Genomic DNA, 13,374 nt, shown 5'->3' on the forward strand with positions numbered 1-13,374 from the left:
GTATAAAAAAGTATTATAAAAAAATATTACAAAAGTATAAAAAATATTTAAATCAGATAATATATTAACAAATTAAAACTTAAAAAAACTTCTTTATATCATCAAAAGACAAATATCCTTTAAATCCAGGAATAGCTGCCATTTTAACTATTTTTTCTAAATCAAGATATGATTCAACTGTTTTTAAAGCATATTTTGAAAATTCTTCTAATTTTATTTCTACTTCTGGAGTTGTACTCCTAATATCCATCTTTATCTTTGGAAGATAAAGTATATCTTCTTCTGAAAGACCAGTTTCAGTAGCTATAAACCTAGAAACATTGTTAAATATATTCTCATCATAAACCTTGTTTAATAAGATTCCATTAACATTAACCCCCATCTCTTTTAATTTATTTGTGTGTGAAACTAAATCAACAGCTGCTGACTCTATTCCACCTTTATTAACTCCAGAAACCATTAAAATAGGGATATTTGATGATACAGCTATTTCAGCACCAGAATAAGGGATTTTCTCATTTAATATACCAGTGAATACACTCATTACTCCTTCAATAATTACAAAGTCATAATTGGAATTTTTTAATCTTTTTAAGGTTTCTTCAATATCCATCCATCCAATATGACCAATTTTAATTGAGGAATAATCCTCCATCTTATTTTTTGTTAAATAAAGAGAAGGTTCTATGTCTCTTACATCTGGTCCAACTTTTAAAACAGCTACATTTAACCCTTTTTTTGTTAAAGCTCCTGTAATACCACTTACAATAAATGTTTTTCCAGAATCAGAACCAGTACTTCCAATCATAAGAGTGGGAGGAATTTCTTTATTAAAAGAATCAAGGTTGTAAAAATTAATATCCTTAGAATTAGTTATTTTATTGTTAATAGAAGAAATAATAATTTTTTTAAATTCATTACATCTATTAATATTTTTAGTAGTTATTCCAGTATCAATAGCTAATTCACTTTTTATGAATTTTTTAAGTTTTTCATTAGCTTTAAATATATCATCAAGCTCAATATAATTAGCACCAATATAATCAAGAATATTATCAACAATTATAGGGTTTTCATCAAGTATTCCATGAATCATTGTACCTATAACATTTCCATCATCATTAGAAACACCTGAAAGAATAGAAGAATCCGTATCCCCATAATTCATTCGTTTAATTTTAGAATAGTGTAATGGTTTAGCTCCAAAATTGTTTTTAATAGTATTTTCATCTTTAGAACTATTATCATCATTTTCATCAATAATTTCAATTTTACCATAAGTATGACAATGAAAACCAGTTATAAAATCAGAAGAGCTAATATTTTTTGTAAAAAAAGAGTTATTATTATCAGATATAACAGCATTAATACGATCATTACTAATTAAAGGAGAAAAATTAACATCAAGTAAACCTAAACCTTTTTTAATAATTGGACATGGAGATTTTCGTCCAACATCAGTTTCATTAGCTAATAATTGGAAACCAGAACATATTCCAATAACTGGTTTTCCATCATGAGCCATTTTAGTAATTTCATTAGCTAAATCAGTTGAAACAGAATTAGATTCAAGAAGAGATCCTCCAGGAATTATGATTGCATCAAGCTCTTCACTAGCTTTTAAAGCATTAGACTCTTTAATTAAACCATTTGATTTAACAATATCTGTTGGTAAGTTTCCAAAATCTTCAAATCCTGGAAGAGCTCCTTTGACATAAACTAATCCAATTTTCATAATGATTCAACTAGTAATATTATTATTATGATTAATTATTATGATTTTAAAATTAAAATATTTTAATAAATACTTTTGATCTTAAATATTTCTTAACTTAAATATTTCTTAAATATTTATTATAATTATTAATATATTAAATAAATAATTTAATCTTAAGTAAGTATTTCGATTTTAAATAATTATTACAATATTAAAAACAATTTAATAGTGTTAAATTTATTATTATAATGATTCTAATGCAGCCATAGTTTTAATAATTTTATCATCATCATTTGGCTTAGCTTGAAGCTGTAATCCAACTGGAATTCCATTATACTCCCCAGCTTTCATACTTCCAGCAGGAATACCTGCTAAATTAGCTATAACTGTTAAAACATCATAAGCATACATTTCCATTGGCTCAAGTTTTTCTCCAATTTTATGGGGAAGTTTAGGAACAGTTGGACCTAAAATAAGATCAACATCAGATAATAACTTGTTAATTTCATTTCTAATAAGTGATCTTGCTTGTAATGCTTTTTTATAATATTTTCCACTGAATTCTTGTTGTGATATATATGAACCCATCTCTATTCTTCTAAGTACTTCTTCACCACAAACATCCTCAATCTTATGACCATATTTTCTTCCATCATACTTTCTTGTACTTGAGAAAAACTCAACATAGTTTATAAGATAATATGTAGGTAAGCACAAATCAATATAATCGAAGCTAGATTCAACTACCTCAGCACCCATGTCCCCAATTTTATCAACTGATTCATCAATTATTTTATTTATATGTTCATCAGTTACATCTTTGAATTGATTGATGCATAAGACCTTCATATCTTTTACATCTTCCTGTAATTTCTCATGACCCTGAGTAGCTATATCAGTAAAAGAAGGGAATTTTTGATTTAAACTAGTACATTCTGTTTCATCATAACCTACAATTGTATCAAGAGCCATAGAAATCCCAGACACATTATCTGAAAGAGGACCAATTTGATCAAGACTCATTGATAAATCAAGAAGACCTTGTCTTGAAACTGCACCATAAGTAGGTTTAAATCCAATGACACCACAATGAGATGCAGGATTTCTTATAGAACCGCCAGTATCAGAACCAAGTGTAATATCACACATTTCAGAAGCAATAGCTGCAGCACTACCACCACTTGAACCACCAGGAATATGACCAGGAGCAGCAGGGTTTTCAGTAGCTCCAAAATATGAACTTTCAGTAGAACTACCAGCTGCAAACTCATCCATATTACACATTCCAATAATTATCCCATCTTGTTCTTTTATCTTCTTTATAACTGTAGCATCATAACTTCCATAGTAATTTTCCAATGTTTTAGAAGCTGCAGAGATTATTCTATCTTCTACATTTATATTAGCTTTTATTCCAAACACTAATCCAGCTAAAGATCCAATTTTCAATCCATTTTTAATTTTCTCATCAATTTTTTTAGCTTGAGATAATGCAGATTCTTTATTTATCTCTAAAAACGCATTAATAGAAGGATTATTTTTTTCGATTGTTGCTATAAAATTTTCCAAGTTTTCAGTAGCTTTTAAATCATTGTTTTTAATTTTTTGTGATTTTTCAAAAGTATTCATTACAACACCCAGTTATTAGCTATAATTAGCTTATTTAGTAGCTATATATAGTTATACAATAAATATGACGAATTTTAAATTAAATATGTTTTTAAATTATTTTTTATGATAATTGATAATTTTTATAATATTTTCTTATGAAAATTTTTATGAAATTGATAAAATAATATTTGATAATTACATTTAATTAATAATTATATTTAATTAATAACTACATTTAATTGATAATTATATTTAATAATATTTGTAAATATCATAAGTTATGTAAATATCATAAGTATTTTTAAAAGATCTAATGTAAGATATGGTATGAGAATATTTATAATTTTTGAACAAAAAAATACTATTTTAATTAATATATTAAATTACAATAATAAATATTACTTTTCAAAAACTATCAATATTAAATTAAAAAATAATAAATTTTTCAGTAAATCAGAAAAAACCTAATATTTATAAAAAAGTTTACATTTAAAATTCTTAATCTTGTAACTTTATAATTAACTACTTAAATACCTCAAATAAAAAAAAAATAGTAAAAGTTTTAGTTATATTAAATATTTATCTTATTAACAATTAAATGATTTTCTAAATTAAGTCAATAGATTTAATTTTATCATATACTAACAATTAATCTAAGTGTCTGAAGATATAAGGCAACAAACTATTAAACAAAAGATTTCTCAACAACAATAAATAGTATGATTACTAAAATATTAGTTAGTGATTAAAAATGACAAATTTTAAAAAAATAACAATAATATTAATAATAACCGTGCTAATGGCATTATGTTTAGCTAACACTGTGATGGCTAAAGAGTATACTGGTGGGAAATGGAAATATGATAAATATAATGAGGATATCTACAAAGATTTCTATATTAAAAAAGGTAAAACACAATATAATGTCCATGTTAGCGAGGATTATTATAAAGATAAATATTGGGTGGGTATAAGTAATATACCTAAAGGTAGTCGAGATGTATCTCATGGACACAAAAATGAAATAATAAAGAAAAACGGGAAAATCTATGTAGGAACTAAATATAAGTATGATTATAAAAAACAAGATTTTGTTGTATATAATTATAAACTTGTCAAGAAGATAATTAAAAAACCTATAAACCTTAAAATAAAAGTCAAAATGACTGACTTCAAATATTCACTAAAAACAAAATACAAAACTTATCATGTAAAAACCAAGCCTAAGTTTTACACTAATTATTATTATCATCCAAAAACTAAAACATTACATTACACAATAGGTACTGGAGTTTATTTACCTAAATATTGTAGATTTGAATCAATTATAGTTTAAATATTCGTATATTCATTGCAAATTCATCCATGCCAAGTTTCAATAAAATCAGAAAACTTACCCTCACAACATACCCTCATGTAACATTTTCTCAATCTTTTTACGATAAAGGCTAATTTCAACAGCTAACAGCATACCATCTTTTTAGTCATAAAAACAAAAACTAAAAAACACTAAAGGGTTTGAAAAAAGTAAAGATATAGCTCAAAGAGTGTGGAACATAGCTGGAGATAATAGAAAACGAATTGGAGAAGAAGAAGGTCAAAGTATTTTAACAAAAAGAAATGCTAAAATCCCTGAATTATTAGATGATGAAAAATAATAATAAAATAGTTATAGTTTCAGATGAGAAATATTTTTCTTAATAATTCTTAAATAAAATCATAATATAAAAAAGAAAAAATAGAATACTTTTCAAAGTAATATTAAAATAGTTATATGAGTAATAAAATATTATTAAATCTGTTTTTAATAAATTCAAGGAACTCTTCTTGATCAGTAACATTCAGCATTGAAGAAACATTCTCGTCAACTTTTACTAGTCTTTTTTCACTCTCAATTTATTTTATTAAGAAGTATATTTGATTTTTTTCAAATTAATATTTTCTCCTGCAATATTACTAATTATTTTATTTTTTCAGTTATTTTTCACTTCTTTTTCATTTCTTTTTCATATTTCATTTTTATAAGAGAGCTTTTAAAAGTAAAAAAGTTAAGATATTTCCAAAAATTATATTTAATATATACAATTATATAAAAAATTAATAATATAATTATATTTTTAAAGTTTAAATAATTTAGTAATTTATAAAAACCACTAGAATATAGGTATTTAATATGAAAAAAGCTATTGTTTTTGATAATGCAGGAACACTATTAGAAAGATGTAGAGTTGTTAAAAACATTAAAACTGGTGAAAGAGCAGATAATAATTCTTTAGATTTAATAGATGAATTAGGGAATAGTGCTCTTGTTGTAATACAAACCGATACAAAAAAATGTATTATGTTAGCTAATGGTGAAAAAAAGTTGTATGATTTCATAAAAAACTATAATATCCCATTAGACATCAGCTACTCATCTTCAAATATTTCAAAAGAAGAAATACTACCAATATTAAAAAAAAGTAATATTAAACTAAAAGAATTCCATGAAACAGCTTACCAACTTAGTGCAGAGAATAATTTCATTGAATTATGTAGTGGTTCTGCTTTTATTTTAAATTTAAATACCTATGAAGTAGATTATGTTATAGCTGCTGGAGGAAAAGTGTTTCCATATGTTAGTGAAGTTATTAAAACTCTCAGAAACCGAGGGATCCACACATTTATAGCATCAGGAGATAGAGCAAAGTCATTGTATGAACTTGCAGAAATCATAAACATACCTGAAGAAAATGTTTTTGAAACAGCTAATACAAAAAGAAAAAGAGAAATTGTTGCTAAATTACAAGAAGAAGGATATAAAGTTATGATGGTTGGAAATGGACCAAATGACATACTTGCATTTGAAAAAGCTGATTTAGCAGTTCTTACACTTGAACAAGATGAAGAAGTATCAAAAAAAGTTTTTGATGCTGCAGATATTGTTATAAACCAAATATGTCAAGTATTAGATATTGAATTTTAAATATTGAATTTTAAATATTGAATTTTAAATTTAATCAGTGTTCAACTCTTTTAAAATATATTGTTTACTTTTCAAAACATCCTCATAATTATTTAATTCTATTATTCCCTTTTTAACTTGGTTTAAAAAATTCTTACTAAAATCTGCTGATCCTTTTCCAAGAGGAATATGAGAATCTTTTTCACCTTCATTATCATTAAGATGAAAATAGCTAATATTAGGAATTTTTAAATATTCATAAGGAGATTTATAAGTATTAGCATGCCCCCAATCAATTGTAGCTGAAGATCCAACAGATTCAACTAGTTTTCTATGTTCTTCTGGAGAATTAGCTAAATATTCCTGTTTATTAGGCATGTTCTCTACTGAAAGTATCACACCTACATCTTCAGCATATTTTTGACAATCTTTCAAGGTTTCTATGCAGAATCTAATTGCTAAATTTCTAATTCTTTCTTCTTTTCTATGAACAACACCAGGATGAGTAGTAATTGCTAATGCACCAATCTTAGCTGCTAAATCCAATGCTTCTTTTGTTTGCTTAGCTGTTTCGTTTCTTATGCCTTCATTCATACTAGCAGGGTTTAAATCGATAGTTGGACTATGTAACATCAATTCAATATCATATGAATCAAATACTTCAAGATTTATATGATTTTGTGAATTAAGAAGATTTCTTGGCCAGTAAGGACCTTCGCAAAGTATCTCTAAAAGATCGAACTTATCATTTGTAGCTATATCTAAAATTTCTTCTAAAGACTTCATAAAAAGTGATAATGATGAAAATCCCAATTTCATTTTTTCCCTCCTAATTTCATTTTCCCATCTATTTTTATTAGAATTGTTTTATATTTATTTCTAAATATTATAAGATTATCGATGAAAAAAGTATCAAAGAGCATCTTAAAGCAAAATCTAAAAAATATCTATGAAAAATTATCTGAAAAAAGTACCTATGAAAAATTATCTTATCTGAAAAAAGTATCTATGAAAAGATTTATATATAGAAAAATATCTATAATAAAGATATATCAAAAAGTTGATATATACAAATTTGAATATATCAGTTTTATATATATTGAGTTGAAGTGCACCATTATAAAAATTATAAAATATTTTATAAAGAATCATAAAATTAAGGTATTCTGAATATTAGGCTAAAATAGAAGACCAATTAGATTTTATACTCTAAAACCTTTTATTGAAAATATTCTGAGGAATGGGATGAATATGATTAATATAAACAGCAATTATAGAGAAATAAATATGGATGAAGACTTAGAAAAAGATAATTATGAAGAAGATGATGAAAAATTCATAGAAGAAAATGAAGATTTTCCAATGGTGGGTGAATTTGATAAATCATTGCTATTAGGAGTTATGAAAGGTTTTTTAAAAATAATAGTTCTTTGGATTATAACAAAAGAAAGAATTCATGGATATGAAATAATAAAAAAAATGAAGGAAGGAAATACCACGAAAAAATTAAAATTTAAAGGACCTGGTCCTAATAAAATATATCCTATCCTTCATGAGTTAGAAAAAAATGGATTAATAAAAGGAGATTGGGAATTTCAAGGAAAAAGAAAATTAAAATTCTATGAAGCTACAGAGAAAGGAATTAATACCATTGAACTAATAAAGAAAAAGCCTCATAGAGATGTTCCACCAATAATGAAAGAATTTTGGAGAGATGTTATAGTTCCTCATAAAAATGCAGGAAAAGATTGTAAAAATCAAAAAGAATGTTAAAACATCCCAAAAAAAAGTCTTAAAAAGTAAAGTAGCATTTGAATAATTAAAATAATTAAATAAAAATATTTAAAATAGATAAAAAAGGGATTTAAACTAAAAAGAGGTGAATAAATGAAATATGCAATAGAAACCGATTCACTTACAAAAAAATATGGTGATTTTCTTGCTGTTAATGACTTAAATATGAAAATAAAAAATAAAAGTATTTTTGGATTTTTAGGACCAAATGGAGCAGGTAAAACCACAACAATAAAAATGTTAACCTGTCTTATAAAGCCAACAAGTGGAACTGCAACAGTTGGAGGTTATGATGTTACTAAAAATCCAAATGAAGTAAGAAAGAAAATAGGAATGGTTCCACAGCTTGTTAGTCTTTATAAAGATTTAACAGCTAAAGAAAATGTAGAACTTTGTGCTGACTACTATGGACTCAATGAAGATGAAAAAGAAGAAAGAATCCCAGAACTCATGGAGCTAGTTGATATTAAGTATGCTGAAGATAAACTAGTTAAACAGATGTCTGGAGGTCAAAAACAAAAAGTATCCGTAGTAGCAAGTTTAATTCATAGACCAGATGTTTTATTTTTAGATGAACCAACAATAGGTTTAGATCCTACCACTAAAATGGTTTTATGGGATTTAATAGCTGAATTAAATGATCATGGCCATACTATAATCTTATGTTCTCATGATATGTATGAAGTAGAAATGTTATGTGAAAATGTTGGTATTATGAATTTAGGAGAATTAGCTGCATATGATACTCCTCAAGGATTAAAAGATAATTTAATGCATAAAAACGAGCTAGAAGTTCTTAAAAAAATGGAAAGCTTGTCCAGTATAGGAGAATTCACTGAAAAAGAATCAGACGAATTAAAATCAATTGAAGAATCATTAAAGCATAAAAGTATTCCTACAGCTCTTTTTGACAAAGATCCAGATAACCACAGCCCAGAATATCTTGCAGAAATACAGAAACATTCAAAAGAAATTAGTATAATGATTAAAAATATGAATGATAAAATTTTAGAAGATATCAAAAAATTAGATGTTGTTTATCATGTTACTTCTAATCAAACTAGTGATGGTACTAGATTAACCATAGCTGTTGATAGATTTGCTGAAAATAGTGTGAGTAATGTTATTGCAATCGTTATTAAGGATGATGGTAATATAAAATCAATTAATACTAGAGATCCTTCCTTGGAAGATGTTTTTGTAGATGTTACTAGTAAAAAAGCTGTTGATAAAACTAATATAAATATAATTGATGAATAATACACTGATAAATAAATAAAGATGATAATAAATATAATAACTACAGATAATCAAAAATAATAATTATAACAAGAGTTGAGAATATATGGAAGGAAAAAAATTTATGTGGATGCTTAAAAAGGATCTTTTATCCCTTTGGAGACATAAACCACGATTAGTATCAATGTTTCTTTTCCCAATAATAATGATAGTATTGTTTGGTTATGGTATGGGAGGAACTATAGAAAATGTTCCTATAGCTGTTGTAGATCAAAGTCATGGAGAAATGACAGACCAGACACTTATGGCAGTTAAAAATATGTCTCTTTTTGAAGTAAAAAATATTACTTCAAATGTGAATTTAGCAAAGGAGATGGTAAATAACGGAGAGGTGAAGGCAGCTATAATACTGCCGCCAAATTATGATGATACTAGCACGGATCAAAGTAAAATGGTAGTACTTTATCTAGATTCATCAGACCAAATAGCTTCCCAAGCCATAGTTCCAGCTACACAAGGATTATTTAGTCAGCTAAGTGCACAAATAGGTGCTGAGAAATTAGCTAGTTTAGAAGTTCAAAATACTGCAATGAGTCCTCAAAGTAGTTCTACAAATGATAATGGAGCAACCAGTACAACAAACAGTTTAGCAGCAGATAATTCAACAGTAGATAGCTCAGAAGCAGATAATTCAATTTCATCAAATGTTAATGGAATAATAAATTCTATAAACTTACAAATAAACAGAATATATGGAGATATTGCATATATTGACTTTTTAGTTCCAGCAGTTTTAGCTATGACAGTTATGATGTCATGTATGATGGGTATGGGGCAATCTATTGCAGGTGAGAGAGAAACAGGAGAATTAGCAAGATTATTTATGACTCCTACAAGTATCACAACTGTTGTAGGTGGAAAAATATTTTCAAAACTAATAATAGAAATTGCTAAAGCTCTAATACTGCTGGCAGCCGCGATTCTACTTTTTGGTATAACGATAAATGGAAATATTTTCTTAGCTATAGGGGTGCTCATACTTGGAGCATTAACATTTGTTGGGTTTGGAATAATGATTTCTGCAACTACACAAACACAAGAAGATTATACACAGATTGTAATGCCTTTCACTATGCCAATGATGTTCGTATCAGGGGTATTCTATCCAATAGAAACTATGCCATGGATTTTCCAAAAGATAGCTTATTTATTCCCATTAACTTATTTAAATGATGCTATGAGAGGAGTAATGATTAAAGGAGCAGGAATAGGAGATATATGGATTGATCTCTTAGTCCTTCTAGGATTTTTAGTATTTTTCTTTGTTGCAGGAGTTATAAGATTCGACAGAGATGTATAATAGAGGTTAAAAAATATAATAATAAAAATACTGATTTAAATGTTGATTTAAATATTAATTAAATATTAATTAAATATTGATTAAATATTAATTTAATTATTGATTTAATTATTACTAATTTAATTATTAGTAATTTAATTATTACTTGGTGATTTAATGTCAAAATCGATGACAAATAATTTTAAAAAAATTTTAATAGTAATGGCTATTCTTGCTATTTTTATAAATCCTATTGCAGGAGCTAATAATAATTGGACAATGTTTCAAGAAAACGTTGAACATACTGGCTTTATAGAAGAAGCAGGTGATTTTGTTTCAAATTTATGGATACATAGTATGAATAATCCTATATTATCTTCTCCAGCTATACAAGATAAAATAATATATCTAGCATCTGAAAATGGATTACTTGAAGCTATAAATATGGAAAATGGTGATACAAACTGGAAATATCAATTAAATGGAAGTGTCCAAGCATCTCCAGTTGTTAAAGGAGATAATCTATTTATAGGTGCAAATGTAGATAATAATAAAGGATATATGTATAATTATAACATTGAAAATAAAAAACTATCTTGGAAATTTGAGGTTTCAAAACCAATTGAATCTACCGCAACATTAACCAATGATACTATTTATTTTGGAGCAGATAATGGTAAAGTTTATGCTTTAAATACAAGAGATGGATCTAAGCTATGGGAAAAAGAAATAGGAGGAAAGGTAAAATCTTCACCAACATATGTTGATGGAACTGTCTATGTTGGTTCTACAAATGGAGTAATTTTCGCACTAAATGGAAATGATGGAAGCCAAATATGGAACTACACTACTGGAGATCAAGTAGTAGCTTCACCTAACTATGGAAACGGTAAAGTATATATAGGTTCTCTTGATGGAACAATCTATAGTTTAAATGGGTCAGATGGAAGCCTTGCTTGGAAATATGACTTGGGAAATAAAGTCAATTCATCTGCATCATTAGATTTAAGAAACAATAATTTGTATGTTGGTTCAGATAGTGATAATTTAACATGTTTAGATACTAGAGATGGTACTTTTAAATGGGCATATAAAACAGGAGAAGATGTTAGAACTACACCTGCTATATACGAAGATAAAGTTGTTTTTGGATCAAATGATGGAACTCAATATATCTTAAATAAATATACTGGAAACCCAGAATTAACCTATAATCCTGGAATTTATCTATTTAATTCCCCAATAACTTCTTCTTCAGTAATATACGGTGATGTAATATTTTTTGCAGGTAATGATGGATATTTATATTCATTAGATGGAGATAAATTAAATACACCAATTTCTGTATTTGTATACTATACTATAATTGTTATAATAGTTGTTTTAGCTGTAATAATAGGTTTAATAACTTTTATAAAAAGAAGAAGAAAATAAAAAACTAAAAATAGAAATTAAACTTTATAATTATTAACTCTATTTTTTATTTTAAAATTTATTTTTAATTATAAATAATATAAGGAGAATTAACATGAAGTATCGGAAAATAGAAAAAAATGAAGACAAATTATCTGTTTTAGGATATGGATGTATGAGATTTCCAAAGAAAAATCAATCAATTGATTATGAAAAAACAGAAAAACAGATCATCACCGCTATTGAAAAAGGCGTTAATTATTTCGATACTGCATATTTATATCCTAAAAGTGAAGAAACTCTTGGAAAGATTTTAAAATCAAATAATTGTAGAGAAAAAGTTAAAATTGCAACAAAAATCCCTGTTCAGACTATCAAAACTAGAGAAAAAATGGATGAAATTTTTGAAAATCAACTAAAAAGGCTACAAACTGATTATATAGATTACTACTTAATACATAATCTTATAAAATTTGAAGAATGGGAAAATCTTAAAAATCTTGGAATTTTAGATTTTATAAACTCTGAAAAAAAGAAAGGAAGGATAATAAACTTTGGTTTTTCATTTCATGGCAACTTACATGAATTTAAAAAAATAATCGATGATTATGGCTGGGAATTCTGTATGATACAATATAATTATATAGATGAACATTATCAAGCAGGAACTGAAGGATTAAATTATGCTGCATCAAAAAACATTGGAGTAATTGCAATGGAACCTCTAAGAGGAGGAATGTTAGTTGAAAAATTACCAAAAAAAGCAAAAAAAATTATTGAAAATTTCAATGTTAAAAGGTCTCCTGGAGAATGGGGATTAAGATGGGTTTGGGATAATCCAGCTATTAAGGTAGTTTTATCTGGAATGAATGATGATAAAATCATTGAAGAAAATATAAATGCTGCATCAGAATCTAGTCCAAATTCACTTAGTTTAAAAGAAAAACAAATGTTAGAAAAAGTTAAAGAAGAGTTTAAAAGTAAAATAAAGGTTGAATGTACTAACTGTGCCTATTGTATGCCATGCCCCCAAGGAGTTGATATACCTACTTGTTTTTCATCTTACAATGATAAATCAATGTTTGGAGGATTTAAGCCACAAGTAATGTATGTAAATGCTACTGAAGATAAATCAGCAGCATATAAGTGTACTCAATGTGGAGTCTGTGAGAAAAAATGCCCTCAAGAAATAGCTATTATTGAAGAGTTAAAAAATGTTAGTAAATCTATGGATAAGTGGTATTATCGATTATTAGGAAAAATAGTCAAGTTAATAATATATAGATAATCAATACACTATTGATTATCGCTAATAAA

10 protein-coding genes are annotated in these 13,374 nt (G+C 26.4%); 7 read left to right on the top strand and 3 right to left on the bottom strand.

Features of this window, described 5'->3' with window-relative positions; genetic code table 11:
* Positions 1-79: 79 nt before the first annotated feature.
* A complete protein-coding gene (locus MBBAR_RS06665) occupies positions 80-1,738 on the bottom strand; it encodes a nucleotide-binding protein (RefSeq protein WP_080460526.1) in 1,659 nt (552 codons plus the stop codon).
* A 222-nt stretch (positions 1,739-1,960) separates the two neighbouring features.
* The gene (gene gatA, locus MBBAR_RS06670) at positions 1,961-3,346 is read right to left on the bottom strand and encodes an Asp-tRNA(Asn)/Glu-tRNA(Gln) amidotransferase subunit GatA (RefSeq protein WP_080460527.1); all 1,386 of its coding nucleotides are present in this window, start codon (positions 3,344-3,346) and stop codon (positions 1,961-1,963) included.
* Positions 3,347-4,079: 733 nt separating this feature from the next.
* Between gatA and MBBAR_RS06675 the strand changes: the two genes are divergently transcribed.
* Both MBBAR_RS06675 and MBBAR_RS06680 read left to right on the top strand, forming a co-directional pair.
* Positions 4,080-4,664, top strand: coding sequence for a hypothetical protein (locus MBBAR_RS06675; protein ID WP_080460528.1), 585 nt, complete (start codon positions 4,080-4,082; stop codon positions 4,662-4,664).
* A gap of 837 nt (positions 4,665-5,501) precedes the next feature.
* Positions 5,502-6,293 carry an HAD family hydrolase gene (locus tag MBBAR_RS06680; protein ID WP_080460529.1) on the top strand — a complete coding sequence of 264 codons (792 nt, stop codon included), beginning with the start codon at positions 5,502-5,504 and terminating at the stop codon, positions 6,291-6,293.
* Between the two features lie 30 nt (positions 6,294-6,323).
* Here the strand turns inward: MBBAR_RS06680 and MBBAR_RS06685 are convergent, their stop codons facing one another.
* A complete protein-coding gene (locus MBBAR_RS06685) occupies positions 6,324-7,091 on the bottom strand; it encodes a sugar phosphate isomerase/epimerase family protein (protein ID WP_080460530.1) in 768 nt (255 codons plus the stop codon).
* Between the two features lie 426 nt (positions 7,092-7,517).
* Between MBBAR_RS06685 and MBBAR_RS06695 the strand changes: the two genes are divergently transcribed.
* The 5 genes from MBBAR_RS06695 to MBBAR_RS06715 all read left to right on the top strand — a co-directional run bounded on the left by MBBAR_RS06695 (position 7,518) and on the right by MBBAR_RS06715 (position 13,345).
* Positions 7,518-8,045: a PadR family transcriptional regulator gene (locus MBBAR_RS06695; protein WP_080460532.1), complete on the top strand. Its 528-nt coding sequence runs from the start codon at positions 7,518-7,520 to the stop codon at positions 8,043-8,045.
* 114 nt (positions 8,046-8,159) lie between these two features.
* Positions 8,160-9,326 (top strand): ATP-binding cassette domain-containing protein, encoded by a 1,167-nt coding sequence (locus MBBAR_RS06700; protein ID WP_080460533.1) that lies wholly within the window; start codon positions 8,160-8,162, stop codon positions 9,324-9,326.
* Positions 9,327-9,411: 85 nt separating this feature from the next.
* Positions 9,412-10,665: an ABC transporter permease gene (locus tag MBBAR_RS06705; RefSeq protein ID WP_080460534.1), complete on the top strand. Its 1,254-nt coding sequence runs from the start codon at positions 9,412-9,414 to the stop codon at positions 10,663-10,665.
* Positions 10,666-10,821: 156 nt separating this feature from the next.
* Positions 10,822-12,078 carry an outer membrane protein assembly factor BamB family protein gene (locus tag MBBAR_RS06710; protein ID WP_080460535.1) on the top strand — a complete coding sequence of 419 codons (1,257 nt, stop codon included), beginning with the start codon at positions 10,822-10,824 and terminating at the stop codon, positions 12,076-12,078.
* Positions 12,079-12,172: 94 nt separating this feature from the next.
* Entirely contained in the window at positions 12,173-13,345 is a 1,173-nt protein-coding gene (locus MBBAR_RS06715; protein WP_080460536.1) for an aldo/keto reductase, read from the top strand.
* The last annotated feature ends 29 nt before the right edge of the window (positions 13,346-13,374 follow it).

Origin of the sequence: Methanobrevibacter arboriphilus JCM 13429 = DSM 1125 (genome assembly GCF_002072215.1) — an archaeon.
In the GTDB taxonomy this organism is placed as follows: Archaea; Methanobacteriota; Methanobacteria; order Methanobacteriales; family Methanobacteriaceae; genus Methanobinarius; species Methanobinarius arboriphilicus.